We start from the raw sequence: 12,857 nt of genomic DNA, 5'->3' as shown, positions 1-12,857 counted from the left end.
GCGCCGGATGATTCAGGGCCGGATGAGTCAGGGTTTCGCAGGGTGCGTCTCCGGGACGGGAGGGGAGGAATCGATGCGGCCTTCCTCGCGCGTCGGCATCGGCGCGATCACGCGCAGCACCAGCGTCAGCGCCATCCATGCCGCGGCAGCGCGCATGGCGAATGGCAGGTCGTGCCAGTCGGCCACCGCGCCCCAGGCGTAGGCGCCCACCGCCATGCCGCCGAACGTGACTGCCTGGTAGATCGACAGGCAGCGGCCCAGGATGTCGTCGGGCGAGCGCAGCTGCATCGCCACGTTGAGGCTGGTCATCGCCGCGACCCAGCCCGATCCGGCGAGGAACGTCGCGGCCAGCGCCAGCGGCATGGCATGCGCCGATGCCAGCAACAGCAGCGCCGCGCCGAAGATCATCGTCGAGACGGTCACCACCGCTTCGCTGCCGAAGCGGCGGCGCGCCTTGCCCACCCACAGCGCGGTGGCGATCGACCCGATCCCGAACGCGCCGAGCATCAGGCCGTAGTCGATCTCGGTGCCGCCCAGCTGGCTGCGCGCGACCGACGGCATCAGCGCCTGGAACCCCGCCGCGCCGAACCCGAACACCAGCCCGCGCAACAGCACCTTGCGGATCGGCGCGGAGTCCGCGCAGAACCGCACCCCGGTCATGATCGAGGCCAGCATCGGCTGGCGCGCGGGCACGGTGTTGACCGGTTTCCACCGCGCCAGCACCACGATCATGCCGATGTAGCTCACCGCGTTGAGCGCGAACGCCAGGCTTACGTTCCAGATCGAGATCAGCATCCCGCCCAGCGCCGGGCCGACGCTGCGCGCCATGTTGAACGAGATTGCGTTGAGCGAGATCGCCTGCGGCAGATCGGCCTTGCCCACCTGCAGCCGCACCGAAGCCTGCCACGCCGGCGCGTTCAGCGCGGTGCCGATGCCGACCATCAGCGTGAGCGCGAGCAGCGAAACCGGTCCGATCAGCCCGCCATACGACATCGCCGCCAGCACGCCCGACACCACCAGCATGCCGGTTTGCGCCGCCAGCATCACCCGGCGGCGGTCGAAATTGTCGGCAATCGCGCCGGCGAACACGCCGAACAGCAGGATCGGGATCGTCGCCGATGCCTGGACCAGCGCGACCATCTGGTGTGACGGGGTCAGCTCGGTCATCAGCCACGCCGCGCCGACCGACTGGATGGTCGATCCGATCGAGGAAAACAGGTTGGCGATCCAGATTGCGCGGAACGCCGGATAGTGGAACGGCGCCAGCGCCGATCCGGGGGTCGGCGCAAGATGTTCGATCGCGGGCGTGGCCGACGTGTCGTTCACAGCTGGCCCAGCCCGCGATCGGTGCCGCACGCGCGGTCCCACAGGCGGAAATAGAGGCCGTAATTGCACTGGTACATCGCGTGATGCTTCTGGTGATGGCTGGCGGTGATCAGCCAGCGCCCGGCCCGGCCATGGACGATCCTGCGGGGAAACAGTTCCCAGCCCATGTGGTTGGTCACGCCCATCACGGTCATGATCGCCAGCACCGTGCCCAGCACCGCGACATGCAGCGGGATCACAAACACCAGCGCCGGGATCACCACCGCGCCGGTCAGCGCCTCGACCGGATGGAAGCTCATCGCCGCCCACGCGGTCGGCGGGCGGCTGGCGTGGTGCACCGCATGGGCGATGCGGAACGGGACCGGGCGATGCATCAGCCGGTGCGTCCAGTAGAACCAGGTGTCGTGCGCCAGCAGCGCCAGCAGCAGCGATACGGGCAGCCACCACAGCGGGAAGACGTGGACGTCGGTATAGATCCGCGTCCAGCCGTGCTGGCGCCAGCCCCATGCGACGATGCCGGCCGGTATGCCATAGATCGCGGCCGAGGCGAGGCTCCAGCCGATCTCGCGGCCGATCTGCGGGCCGAGCGCGGCGTATAGCCCGGGGCGCACGCGCGCCGTGGCCAGCGCGAAGCCGCCGCTGGTGGCGAGGTAGCGAATCGCCACGATCGCGGTCATTGCCACGGCGGACAGCACCAGCGCGGAGAGCATCGCTACGTTCATCAAACTGCGCCTGTTTCTGGCGAAGTTGACACACCCGTCTGCCCGCAACCGGGCCCCGGGGGTTCCATCCGACTACCGTCGGCTGGTGCCGACCTGCGCACCAAAACGCCGACCGGCCCCGCGCGCTTGTTCAAGCGGGGGGCCGGAAGGAATGTGCGCTGCGTCATGCCGTTCCTATGCCAAGCCCGAAGGCTGTAGGACAGGGGCAATTCGCCTGCGCTTGCTGTCGTTGGTGCGATCAGCTGGCGCGGCGCACCTTGTTGCGATGCGCGCCCACCCCGCCGGGGCCGCGCGGGTTGAAGCCGTCCTTGGCGGGACCATCGGTGCGCGCCGGACGGCGATCGCCGCCTGCGGCCTCACCAACGCGGCGATCATTGTGCGCCTGGACCGGGTTCTGCAACGGATTGCGCACCGGACCGCGTTCGTCGCGGTGCGATTGGGCCTCGCGCGGCGGATGGCGATCGCCATGCCCCGCCGGACCGCCGCGGATGAAGCCATCGCGACCGCCCTGGCCACCACGGCCGCCCTGACCGCCTTGACCACCGCGACCACCCTGGCCACCACGGCCCTGGCCGCCGCCACGCTGGCCGCCGCGACCGCGCGCATCGCGCTCGTCGCGCCGTGCGTCCTGCGCGGCTTCGTCGGGCTTGCGCGTCGGCGCAGGCAGGCGTGCTGCGTTCTTCTGGAAATCGTCGGGCAGCGGCATCGGCATCAGCTTCACGCCGGTCAGCTTTTCGATATCGCGCAAGTACGGCTTTTCATCGGGCGCAACGAAGCTGATCGAGATGCCGTCGGCACCCGCGCGAGCCGTTCGGCCGATGCGGTGAACATACTGTTCGGCCACGTTGGGCATTTCGAAGTTGAACACATGGCTCACCCCCGAAACGTCGATCCCGCGCGCGGCGATGTCGGTCGCCACCAGCACCGGGGTCGCGCCCTGGCGGAACGCGGCGAGGGCGGCGGTGCGCTGCGCCTGGCTCTTGTTGCCGTGGATCGCGGCGGCGTTGACGCCGGCGGCGGACAAGTGGCGCACCACGCGGTCCGCGCCGTGCTTGGTGCGGGTGAACACCAGCGCCCGCTCGACCGACTTCACGCCGTCCTCGTCGGGGGTGAGCCCGTCCTTGAGCTTCAGCGTCAGCAACGCCTGCTTTTCAGCCTGGTTGACGAACGTCGAGAACTGCTCGACCCGCTCGGCGGTGGTGGCCTGCGGGGCCACTTCGACGCGCACCGGGTTGTTGATGAACTGCTTGCCCAGATCGGCGATCGCCTTGGGCATCGTGGCCGAGAAGAACAGGCTCTGGCGTTCCTTGGGCAGCATGTTGGCCACGCGCTTCAAGGGAACGATGAAGCCCAGGTCCATCATCTGGTCGGCTTCGTCGAGCACGAAAATCTCGACATGGCGCAGCGTTAGCGCGCGTTGGTCGATCAGGTCGAGCAGGCGGCCCGGCGTCGCCACCAGGATGTCGCAGCCCGGGACCAGGGCGCGCGACTGCTTGCCCACGGGGATACCGCCGAACACGCACTGGATGTTCATGTTAAGGTACTTGGCATAGCCGCGCATGTTGTCGGCGATCTGCGCCGCCAGTTCACGCGTGGGGGACAACACCAGCATGCGGCACGCCGCCGGCTTGCGCGGCTGGGGGTTGGCGGCCAGGCGGTGCAGCGACGGCAGCGAGAACGCGGCGGTCTTGCCGGTGCCGGTCTGGGCGATGCCCAGCAGGTCGCGGCCCTGGAGCAGCGCCGGAATGGCCTGCACCTGGATCGGCGTGGGATCGGAATAGCCCTTGGTTTCGAGCGCGCGCTGAAGCGGCTCGGCCAGGCCAAGGTCAGAAAAATAGGACATTAAAGTCTCACAGTGGTGCGGCGCGCAGACGGCCGAATAGGTCCGTGCGCGAGGCAAGGTGTCGTTCGATGCGACCCTGCGTGAAAAAGGAAGCTTCAGGCGAATTCGGCGACCGTAAGTCCGGGCAGGTCATGCGCAGTTAACGCGGACCTCACGCTGCCGGGACTGCGGCAGGCTGGAGAGCCCACGCGCCGATTGCTGGCGGCCATGTAGGGTGCGTTGCGGTATAAAGCAAGATAATTACGCGGGGCTTGCGGGTTGCACGTAGGAATGGTTGAGGAATGCGCAATGATTGCGCGCGCCGCCCCACCGATTCCCAGCCCCTGCACGGGCATCTGCACGATCGACCGCCATGGCCTGTGCCGCGGCTGCAAACGCACGCTCGACGAAATTGCCGCGTGGCCGACGGCGAGCGAGGCGGACAGGCGCGCGATGATGGTGCGGGTGCGGGGACGCTGAGCCTCGCCCGGTGAACGCGAGATCACTGGCGCCCGGACGCCGCTTCGCTTCGTCCGCACCCAACCCGCTAATGCTGAGCCTGTCGAAGCACGCCCGCCACCCTGCGACCTGCGCTGATCAGGCGAAGCCCGACCGGCCATTGGACCCAGGCCCGGTCGATGGTATATCTGCATTCCCAGCCAAGGGAGACCGCCGTCGTGACCCAACTCCACAGCCTGCTGGCCGCCATGGCGCTCATGGCCGCGATCACCCCGGTTACCGCCATCGCCGATCCGGTCGCAAATCCCATCGGGCGGATCACCGGCGTCGGCGGCGTGTTCTTCCGGAGCAAGGACCCCAAGGCGCTGATGGCGTGGTATCGCGATGTGCTGGGGATCAAGCTGGAATCGTGGGGCGGCGCCGTGATGCCTTATGACGCGCCGGGGCATCCGCCGGCGGTGATCGTCAACGCGTTCGATCAGGCGACCGACTACATGGACCCGTCGAAGCGCGAATTCATGCTCAACTTCGCGGTCGACGATCTTTCCGCGTTTCTCGACCGCCTGAAAGCCAAAGGCGTCACCGTGTTGAAGCGCGAGGACAGCGATCCCAGCGGCAAGTTCGCCTGGATCGTCGATCCCGACGGCACCAAGATCGAGCTGTGGGAACCCAAGCCCAGGTAAGCGGCCGATGGGCGGGGTGCGCTAATCCCAGCGTTCGACATCGGCACCGACGATGGCGACCCAGGAATGCATGCGCGCCTCGTACACCGAGAATGCGGGCGGCGGAAATTGCGGGTCCGCGAAGGCGCCAACGGGAACGCCGGTCAGCCCCGGCAACGCTGCGATGGCGAAAGTGACCGTCGCGCCGCATCGCGGGCAGAAGCGGAACGTTGCGCGTGATCCGCTGTCCGCAGTGTGCGACCATTCGGTGAATTCGCCCGCGAGGGTGACGTCCGCGTGGGGCCAGCGCGCCTGGACCGCGAAGGCGCTGCCGCTGCGCTTCTGGCAATCGAGGCAGTGGCAGACCGAAACGCGCACCGGTTCGCCCGTGCACGTTGCCTGCAATTGGCCGCAGCGACAGGTGGCAACGCGCACGATCGTTCCGGCCATCATCCCGGCCGCTATTCCCCGCCGCCCCAGGTTGCGCAATGCGGGTCCACGCCGACCACCTGCCGCCGCAACGACACGCGCGCCATGCGTTCGATCTCGGCCTTGCGGCGGGCGGGCGCGAGGGGGAGCGAGGGCGCCGGGCGCAGGATTTCGGCGTCATAGCCATCGGCCACGATCAGCCCGCAGGCGTGCGGCAGAAACGCTTCGGTTTCCATGCAGGCGCGATCGAGGTGCGGGGCCAGCCCCCAGTAGAACCGGTCGCAATGGTCGAGGTAATCGGTCCACTTGGCGTCGCCCAGCAGATCGGCCTTCGAGACCTTGATCTCCACGATCACGATCCGGCCTTTGGCGTCGATGCCCATCAGGTCTGCGCGGCGGTTGGATCGCAGCGGCATTTCGGGCAGGCACCAGATATCGTTGCGTGCAAACAGCCGGCAGATGCCGCGCGCCACGGCCAGCGCATGACGCTCGTCGATGCGCGTTTCGAGACTGTCGGCGGCAAGGGCCGGAGATTCAAGGGCGGGCGATTCGGCCATATTCCAATTGTAGGAACATATCAGGAACTGAACAAGCGCGTTGTTGTCTGTTTCGGCGAGGCCGAAACAGGCCGGTGCCGCTTCCACGTCGGTGAAAAAGACTCACGCCCGGCGCTTGACCCCCAGCGGCGGAACCAGCGCCATCAGCGCGCTGCGCGCCGAATGGAATTCCTGCCACAGTGCCAGCGCCGCGGCGCCCGGCGATATGCCGCGCGCATGCACCGCGAGCAACGCGCCCAGGCCCGGTTCCATGATCGCGGCGAGATCCTCGACCCCCTGCTGCGCCAGCGCGTGGCGCCAGCCGCCGGTGTCGCGCATGATCGCGGGAAAATTACGGATCTCGGACTTGCGGTTTTCGGGCGCGAGGCCAGCCAGCGTGCACACCAGGTTTGCGGCATCGTGCAGCGCGGACCACTGCATCGACATCGAACTGGCCGCTGCCTGCCCGAAATCGGACCGGCCCGAACCGGTCATCGCGCCGCCGAAGGGAGGATTGCTTGCCATATCGGAAGTATCCCTAGCGCGGCTGCCCTACCAAATCGCTAATTCGCCGGATCGCGTGAACGGCGGCGCGATGCGGGCCGGGTAAAAACCAGTGGCAAGCCTCGCGCAGCGCTGCTAGGTGCGCCGTTCCCCGGGCACCCGTAGCTCAGCTGGATAGAGCGCTGCCCTCCGAAGGCAGAGGCCACAGGTTCGAATCCTGTCGGGTGCACCAGCTTTCCCCAAACACGCCGTTTTCTGCCAAACCCGTAGAACCGTTGGGGTTTCTTTGACGATTTGGTCCTAGCGTTGGTACTATGGAGCACCAGCGATGAGCCAATACGCGAAGGGCGTCTCCCAAGCAAAGAGTGCCTTGCCTGCGGCCGTCCGTTTGCATGGCGCAAAAAATGGGCGCGCGACTGAGATCAGGGCAAATATTGCTCGGACCGCTGCCGGTCAGCCAAGAACGGCGAGAAAAGCGTCGGCATCGTTCACTAACTGGGCCTGCTTTTCCGGGCTGAAGCGCTCCCAGGTGCGGACCATCTGGGCCATGCGCGGATTGCGCGAAAGGCGTTGCTTGTGGCGCGCGATGAACCGCCAGTACAGCAAGTTGAACGGGCAGGCGCGGGGACCTGCTTTGGCTTTCACGTCGTACGCGCAATCGCCGCAATAATCGCTCATCCGATGGATATATGCGCCGCTGGCTGCATACGGCTTGCTCGCCAGCAGTCCGCCATCGGCAAACTGGCTCATGCCGATGGTGTTGGGCAATTCCACCCATTCATAGGCATCGGCATAAACCGCCAGATACCATTCGTGCAGTTCGTGCGGATCGATCCCGGCCAGCAGCGCGAAGTTGCCGGTCACCATCAGGCGCTGGATATGATGGGCGTATGCCTCTTCGCGCGTCTGGGCGATGCATGCGCGCAGGCAGGCCATGGGCGTGTCCCCGCTCCAATAGAATTCGGGCAGCGGGCGGTGGGCCTCCAGCGCGTTGCTCGCGGCGTAGCCGGGCATACGCCACCAGTAGACGCCGCGCACGAATTCCCGCCAGCCGATGATCTGGCGGATAAAGCCCTCGGCGCTGTTGAGCGGTACCCGGCCCGCGCGCCATTCTGTTTCCACGGCGCGACACATCTCCAGCGGATCGAGCAATCCGGCATTGAGATAGACCGCGACGAAGGCGTGATGAAGGAACTTGTGATCGCGCAGCATCGCATCCTGATACGCGCCGAAGTCGCGCAGACTGGTCTTCAGGAAATGGGCGAACGCTTGTTCCGCCTCGGCTCGCGTGGTGGCGAACCAGAAAGGTTCAAGATCGCCGAAGTGATCGTCGAAACGGCCGGCCACCATGTCGAGCACCTCGCGGGTGATCGGATCCGGCGGGAAGGGCAGCGGGCGGGGCATGGCAACATTGCTTTTGGCAGGCTTGCGGTTGTCCATATCGAAGTTCCACTGGCCGCCTGCCGGCTGATCTCCCACCATCAGCAGGCCGGTCTTGCGCCGCATCAACCGATAGAAGTGCTCCATGCGCAGGCCTTTTCGGTCCTGCGCCCATTGGGCAAAGCCGTGGCGGTCGGCCACGAACCGGTCGTCCGGCAGCAACTCGGTTGCGTCCCAGCCGCGCATCGTTTCCATCAATCGCCATTCGCCCGGCTCCGTGGCCAGCGTCTGCCCCAGCCTGTGCCGCGCCAGCGCGCGCTGCACCTCGCCCTGCAGCGTTCCGGTGTTGGCCGGATTATCGAGTCGCACATAATCCACCCGCCAGCCGGCTTGCCGCAACTCCTCGGCAAAATGACGCATGGCGGAAAACACAAACGCCAGCTTCTTCCGGTGATGGCGCACATAGCTTGCCTCGGCCATCACCTCGGCCATCAGCACCACATCGATCGCCCGATCGCCCGCGCAAAGCGACGACAGGTCCGGCGATAATTGATCACCAAGAACGAGGATGAGGCGTGGAGACATCGCCTCGGACGCTATGGGAGGCGGCGATGGGAAGGAACCTGTCCTGAAGGGCAATTCCATGAGGCCAGACAAGGCTCCATTCCCGGTAGTCGCGAGTTCAGGATTCAGTAGCCAGCCTCGATCGCCAGGCGAATGGCGTCGGCACTTGTCTTGACCCCAAGTGCTTCGAACACGGCTGCGCGATGCATCTTCACCGTCCGCTCGCTGAGCCCCAGTTCAAAGGCGATCTGCTTGTTGAGCTTGCCTGCAGCCATTTGCAGCAAGACCTCGCGCCGGCGGCGACTGAGCGCCGCCACGCGATCGTGGGCTGCTTCGCGTCGCGCATCGTTGGCCCGCGCCACGTCCTCGGCAATTTCGACCTGTGAGCCCAGAAAGTACTCAAGCTCGCCTTCTCCATCGAAGATCGGAGCGACCATGACGGCGTTGCGAAACGGCGTGCCATCCTTCTTGTAGTTCAGTATTTCGACCATCACGGGCTGGCGGCGACGGATTCCGTTGCGCAGCATTTCGGTAAGCCACGGCTCGGTGCCCGCACCTGACAGAAACCGGCAATTGTGCCCGATGATTTCTTCGCTCTGGTATCCGGTCAGCGCGACGAAGGCGTCGTTGCATTCGACGATCGGATTGTCCGGCAGCCGGGGGTTGCTCATGACGGCCGCTATGGGACTGGACGCGATCATGAAGGACATTGTCATGGCCAGAGTTCAGCTAGCCGATGGCCGATTGCCCGTGAAGTGCCCTTTTGGACATGTTGGCATTTCCACACGGTTTGCGAAACCGGCAAGGCTTCGCGATCCGTGGCAACTGTCAGCCGGTCGATGAAGCTTTGAGGAGAATTCGGCCATGACGTTCTTCCTTGTGCTGTTGATAGGCGGCTTCGTGGTTGCCGCAGCCACCGCGCTCGTCAGGGGGCTGATGGCATTTTTCCGTGACGCTGAGCATATCCGCCAGAATGGTCATGCGCTGCAGGAGCCGGTTGGCGTGAAGCAGAACCGGATGATGGCCCAGCGGGTGCTTTTTCAGGGCATCGCCATTCTCCTGGTCGTGCTGGTCGGCATGCTGGCCGGCCAGAAATGATCGCAGGACAGCCGTTGCGGAATAGGATGCGTCGATGAACTATCTCGCAGGAAATTTCGATGTCGATCCGCTTGAGGAAAAAGCTTTCGTTCCGGAGGATATTCAGGAATCGATCCGCAATCTGATCCGCTGGGCAGGCGACGATCCCGACCGCGAAGGGCTGCAGGATACGCCGAAGCGCGTTGCCCGCGCCTGGCGCGAATATTGTCAGGGATATGCGGCGGATCCGGGCATCCACCTTTCCAGAACGTTCGAGGAAGTCGGCGGTTACGACGAAATCGTGCTACTGAAGGACATTCCGTTCCAGTCGCATTGCGAACACCACATGGCGCCCATCACTGGCACCGCTGCGATTGCCTATCTGCCCGCGAACCGAGTGGTCGGCATATCCAAACTGGCGCGTGTGCTGCATGGCTACGCGCAGCGCTTGCAGGTCCAGGAACGTCTGACCGCTCAGGTGGCGCAGTCGATCTGGGACAATTTGAAACCCAGGGGCGTTGCCGTGGTCATTGAAGCGCAACACGGCTGCATGACTGGGCGCGGGGTCAAGACCCACGGCGTCGGCATGGTCACCAGCCGGATGCTTGGCTGCTTTCTGGACGATTCTGACAGCCGCAGGGAAGTGTTGTCGCTGATCAACAAGCGCTGAACGACAGTGGCTGTCGCCATAATCGGTGCAGGCATGGCGGGGCTTGCTTGCGCTGATTTCCTCAAAGCTGCCGGCCTGTCGGTCTCGCTGTTCGACAAAGGCCGTGGGCCCGGAGGTCGAATGTCGACCCGGCGATTGCAGACTTCGCTGGGTGAAGTGCCGTTCGATCACGGAGCGCAGTATTTTACCGCACGCGATGCCGCCTTCGGCCAGATGGTTGGCCTGTGGCGCGATCTGGGGATTGTTGCGCCGTGGCCACCGGCCGGTACGGACGCATGGGTCGGCACGCCCGGAATGAATGCCATCGTCAAGCAGCTGGCCGCTGCTCACACGGTGGCGTGGGATCATCTCGTCACCGGCATTGCTCGCAAGGATGGCGACTGGTGGCTGATCGGCGAAGCCGGTTCGATCGGGCCGTTCGATGCCGTGATGCTGGCTATCCCGGCCGAACAGGCGGCGGTCATCCTTTCGCTGCACGATTTTTCGATGACGCGGATTGCGCTCAAGGCCCGATCGCAGCCTTGCTGGACGGGCATGTTCGTGTTCGGCCGTCCGCTGGCCGGGGTGCCATCGGTGCTTCGGCATGAGGGCGATATCGCCTGGGCGGCCCGCAACAACGCAAAGCCTAACCGCCCCGGGCCCGAGGCGTGGGTCGTTCAGGCCAACCCGTCGTGGTCGAGCGCCAGGGTCGAGGACGCACCGGACCAGATTTCAGGGCTGCTGCTCGCCGCTCTGTCCAGTGCTGCAGGTTCGGTCGTTCCCGACCCCGTTGCCGCAGTGTCGCACCGCTGGCGCTATGCGCTCTCGGCGGGCACCGGAGACGGGGCGTTGTGGAACGACGAACTGGGACTTGGCGCTTGCGGAGACTGGCTGCTCGGTCCCCGCGTCGAATGCGCGTGGCTGTCGGGCCGGATGCTTGCGCGATGCCTCATCGGGTCCGAAGACAATCCGATCCCGACAGTCGCGCCAGCAACGGGATCGCTCCAGCCGGTCAGTAAAGGCCCACGTTAGCGTTGAGACGAAGCTGCTGACTTTCTGCCGGGGCCCGCCCGCGCAGCCGGAACGGATCACGCGCGACAAAGTCCGGCAAATTCGACGAGGAATCGGCTGGTCCCGTTGATGTGTTGGCCGTGGGCCCCTGATCGGCTAGTCGGAGTTTGCTTTGGAAATTCCCGGCTCAACGCCGTCGTCCAAATAAAGGGCAACACCCGATGCCAACCCATTTGATCGCGTTGTTGGCGACATTTTTCGTCATCGGCCTGAGCGGCCCCGCTTACGCCGAGCCTGTGACCGGACTCCCGCTCGTGCTGGCAACCGCCATGGCCGCCGGCAACACCCCTGCCGCCGGTGTGCTGGTGCTGCGCGACGGCCGTGTTGCCGACATAGCGGTGCGCGGGGTTCGCCGGGTGGATGGGGCCGATCCGGTCCAGCTGAATGATGCATGGATGATCGGCTCGACCAGCAAGTCCCAGACCGTCGCCATGATCGCCCGGCTGGCCGATCGCGGGGTGCTGTCCTGGCGCGCGCCGTTGTCAAAGATGCTGCCCGATCTGGCGGCGGGCATGCGGCCCGAATACCGCGGGGTGACCCTGACGCAGCTTTTGTCGCACCACTCCGGGCTCCCGGAAAACATCAGCGACATGGCCTTCTTCGAGACGTTCTTCACCGACCGCCGGCCAGCAAGCGAACAGCGCCTCGCGTACATAACCCGAGCCTTGAGCGAAGCCCCCGCTTATCCGCCGGGAACGGCTTTCGGCTACAGCAACACCGGGTTCCTGATCGCCGCATTGGTCGCCGAACGGGCGACGGGGCTGACGTATGAGAGATTGATGCGGCGCGAGGTGTTCGGCCCGCTGGGCATGACCAGCGCAGGCTTCGGTGCCCTTGGCCCGGGCGGCCTCTCGGGGCATGAGGCCGGGAAACCAGCCCCGGCCAGCAATCCCGACATGTTTGCCCCCGCCGGCAATCTGCATATGAGCCTGCGGGACTGGTCGCGGTTCTGCCTGGATCAGTTGGCCGGGGCGAAAGGGCACGGAAAGCTGTTGTCGCCGCCCGCCTATCGGCTGATGCAGACTGCCCAGCCGAACGGACCGAGTGGACTGGACTGGGGCGTACAGGCCCGCATCGCTGGCCGCACGGGGCCGGTGCTGGTCCACGGCGGCTCCGATGGGCGATGGTTTGCCTATGTCGTGCTGTTTCCCGGATCGGGTAACGGCGTGCTGGTGGTCGACAACGCCTCTACCGCCATGGGCGGCGATACTGCGGCCCTGGCCGTGCTGGCTTCGCTGCTGCCGTCGCTCGCACCGGAAGCGGTCAAGTAGCGGGCGGGGCCGCTGGATCGTTCTGACTTCGAAATGTGCTATGCGCCCACGCCGACCAATCCGGGGTGCCCATTTAAGCGCCGTCTGGCGGCTGGAGCGGTGAAGGGAACCGCGAAATATCAAGAAAAGCCCGAAATTTCGCCATTTCAGAGCACCGCACTTTGCATGATACCCCCAATCATACCCCCAAATGTGCTGGGTAGGAGCAGTTTAGGGCAATCTTGATCGCAACCCAGCGAGCAATCCCCAGGGCATTGCGATGCAGGTCCAGCAGTCCGATTCGGGCACTTCAACCGGTCACGATGAGCCGCCAATTGACTACACACCGTACGCGACAAATCGCAGGACCAAAGCCAGCAAATCCGCGCGTCTCGGGCGATGGTCA

The 12,857-nt window shown here is 65.4% G+C and carries 15 protein-coding genes and 1 tRNA gene; 8 read left to right on the top strand and 8 right to left on the bottom strand.

Annotation, left to right across the window (positions count from 1 at the left end; all coding sequences use genetic code 11):
• Positions 1 to 27 precede the first annotated feature (27 nt).
• From NL2_RS16960 to NL2_RS16950, 3 genes are all read right to left on the bottom strand, one after another.
• Positions 28 to 1,326: an MFS transporter gene (locus NL2_RS16960; protein WP_068076932.1), complete on the bottom strand. Its 1,299-nt coding sequence runs from the start codon at positions 1,324 to 1,326 to the stop codon at positions 28 to 30.
• Positions 1,323 to 2,036 carry a sterol desaturase family protein gene (locus tag NL2_RS16955; RefSeq protein WP_068076930.1) on the bottom strand — a complete coding sequence of 238 codons (714 nt, stop codon included), beginning with the start codon at positions 2,034 to 2,036 and terminating at the stop codon, positions 1,323 to 1,325. Before NL2_RS16955 ends, NL2_RS16960 begins: the two co-directional genes overlap by 4 nt.
• Before the next feature lie 250 nt (positions 2,037 to 2,286).
• Positions 2,287 to 3,891: a DEAD/DEAH box helicase gene (locus NL2_RS16950; RefSeq protein ID WP_068076929.1), complete on the bottom strand. Its 1,605-nt coding sequence runs from the start codon at positions 3,889 to 3,891 to the stop codon at positions 2,287 to 2,289.
• Positions 3,892 to 4,179: 288 nt separating this feature from the next.
• Here NL2_RS16950 and NL2_RS20875 point away from each other — a divergent pair, with 288 nt between their 5' ends.
• Positions 4,180 to 4,350 carry a DUF1289 domain-containing protein gene (locus tag NL2_RS20875; protein WP_084356168.1) on the top strand — a complete coding sequence of 57 codons (171 nt, stop codon included), beginning with the start codon at positions 4,180 to 4,182 and terminating at the stop codon, positions 4,348 to 4,350.
• Positions 4,351 to 4,547: 197 nt separating this feature from the next.
• On the top strand, positions 4,548 to 5,012 hold the full coding sequence (locus tag NL2_RS16945; RefSeq protein ID WP_245647735.1) for a VOC family protein: 465 nt from the start codon (positions 4,548 to 4,550) through the stop codon (positions 5,010 to 5,012).
• A 21-nt stretch (positions 5,013 to 5,033) separates the two neighbouring features.
• Here NL2_RS16945 and NL2_RS16940 read toward each other — a convergent pair whose 3' ends face one another.
• The 3 genes from NL2_RS16940 to NL2_RS16930 form a co-directional block, all read right to left on the bottom strand.
• The gene (locus NL2_RS16940; RefSeq protein ID WP_068077018.1) at positions 5,034 to 5,441 is read right to left on the bottom strand and encodes a GFA family protein; all 408 of its coding nucleotides are present in this window, start codon (positions 5,439 to 5,441) and stop codon (positions 5,034 to 5,036) included.
• Between the two features lie 11 nt (positions 5,442 to 5,452).
• Positions 5,453 to 5,977, bottom strand: coding sequence for an MmcB family DNA repair protein (locus NL2_RS16935; protein ID WP_068076928.1), 525 nt, complete (start codon positions 5,975 to 5,977; stop codon positions 5,453 to 5,455).
• Between the two features lie 102 nt (positions 5,978 to 6,079).
• Entirely contained in the window at positions 6,080 to 6,481 is a 402-nt protein-coding gene (locus NL2_RS16930) for an alginate O-acetyltransferase AlgX-related protein (RefSeq protein WP_245647734.1), read from the bottom strand.
• A 134-nt stretch (positions 6,482 to 6,615) separates the two neighbouring features.
• Here NL2_RS16930 and NL2_RS16925 point away from each other — a divergent pair.
• Both NL2_RS16925 and NL2_RS21810 read left to right on the top strand, forming a co-directional pair.
• Positions 6,616 to 6,692, top strand: a tRNA-Arg gene (locus NL2_RS16925).
• 62 nt (positions 6,693 to 6,754) lie between these two features.
• Positions 6,755 to 6,880: a DUF2256 domain-containing protein gene (locus NL2_RS21810; protein WP_439646905.1), complete on the top strand. Its 126-nt coding sequence runs from the start codon at positions 6,755 to 6,757 to the stop codon at positions 6,878 to 6,880.
• Positions 6,881 to 6,913: 33 nt separating this feature from the next.
• Here NL2_RS21810 and NL2_RS16920 read toward each other — a convergent pair whose 3' ends face one another.
• A complete protein-coding gene (locus tag NL2_RS16920) occupies positions 6,914 to 8,425 on the bottom strand; it encodes a cryptochrome/photolyase family protein (protein WP_068076927.1) in 1,512 nt (503 codons plus the stop codon).
• 104 nt (positions 8,426 to 8,529) lie between these two features.
• Positions 8,530 to 9,120, bottom strand: coding sequence for a PAS domain-containing protein (locus tag NL2_RS16915; protein WP_068076926.1), 591 nt, complete (start codon positions 9,118 to 9,120; stop codon positions 8,530 to 8,532).
• Positions 9,121 to 9,268: 148 nt separating this feature from the next.
• On the opposite strand from NL2_RS16915, the gene NL2_RS16910 reads away from it, so the two are divergent.
• From NL2_RS16910 to NL2_RS16895, 4 genes are all read left to right on the top strand, one after another.
• Positions 9,269 to 9,502: an HIG1 domain-containing protein gene (locus NL2_RS16910; RefSeq protein ID WP_068076925.1), complete on the top strand. Its 234-nt coding sequence runs from the start codon at positions 9,269 to 9,271 to the stop codon at positions 9,500 to 9,502.
• Positions 9,503 to 9,536: 34 nt separating this feature from the next.
• On the top strand, positions 9,537 to 10,151 hold the full coding sequence (gene folE, locus NL2_RS16905) for a GTP cyclohydrolase I FolE (protein ID WP_068076924.1): 615 nt from the start codon (positions 9,537 to 9,539) through the stop codon (positions 10,149 to 10,151).
• 6 nt (positions 10,152 to 10,157) lie between these two features.
• Positions 10,158 to 11,162, top strand: a complete 1,005-nt coding sequence (locus NL2_RS16900; protein ID WP_068076923.1) for an NAD(P)/FAD-dependent oxidoreductase — start codon at positions 10,158 to 10,160, stop codon at positions 11,160 to 11,162.
• Between the two features lie 146 nt (positions 11,163 to 11,308).
• On the top strand, positions 11,309 to 12,472 hold the full coding sequence (locus tag NL2_RS16895) for a serine hydrolase domain-containing protein (protein WP_157083221.1): 1,164 nt from the start codon (positions 11,309 to 11,311) through the stop codon (positions 12,470 to 12,472).
• Positions 12,473 to 12,857 lie beyond the last annotated feature (385 nt).

The sequence above is a fragment of the Novosphingobium lentum NBRC 107847 genome (assembly GCF_001590965.1).
In the GTDB taxonomy this organism is placed as follows: Bacteria; Pseudomonadota; Alphaproteobacteria; order Sphingomonadales; family Sphingomonadaceae; genus Novosphingobium; species Novosphingobium lentum.
Note: the sequence above shows the minus strand (reverse complement) of the source record. Positions and strands in the feature narration are given on the sequence as shown.

Excerpts from the sequence above, each read along its gene's own strand:
- NL2_RS16955 (WP_068076930.1), bottom strand. The coding sequence starts at position 2,036 with ATGCTCTCCGCGCTGGTGCTGTCCGCCGTGGCAATGACCGCGATCGTG.
- NL2_RS16950 (WP_068076929.1), bottom strand. The coding sequence starts at position 3,891 with ATGTCCTATTTTTCTGACCTTGGCCTGGCCGAGCCGCTTCAGCGCGCG.
- NL2_RS20875 (WP_084356168.1), top strand. The coding sequence starts at position 4,180 with ATGATTGCGCGCGCCGCCCCACCGATTCCCAGCCCCTGCACGGGCATC.
- NL2_RS16940 (WP_068077018.1), bottom strand. The coding sequence starts at position 5,441 with ATGGCCGGAACGATCGTGCGCGTTGCCACCTGTCGCTGCGGCCAATTG.
- NL2_RS16935 (WP_068076928.1), bottom strand. The coding sequence starts at position 5,977 with ATGGCCGAATCGCCCGCCCTTGAATCTCCGGCCCTTGCCGCCGACAGT.
- NL2_RS16930 (WP_245647734.1), bottom strand. The coding sequence starts at position 6,481 with ATGGCAAGCAATCCTCCCTTCGGCGGCGCGATGACCGGTTCGGGCCGG.
- NL2_RS16920 (WP_068076927.1), bottom strand. The coding sequence starts at position 8,425 with ATGTCTCCACGCCTCATCCTCGTTCTTGGTGATCAATTATCGCCGGAC.
- NL2_RS16915 (WP_068076926.1), bottom strand. The coding sequence starts at position 9,120 with ATGACAATGTCCTTCATGATCGCGTCCAGTCCCATAGCGGCCGTCATG.
- NL2_RS16910 (WP_068076925.1), top strand. The coding sequence starts at position 9,269 with ATGACGTTCTTCCTTGTGCTGTTGATAGGCGGCTTCGTGGTTGCCGCA.
- folE (WP_068076924.1), top strand. The coding sequence starts at position 9,537 with ATGAACTATCTCGCAGGAAATTTCGATGTCGATCCGCTTGAGGAAAAA.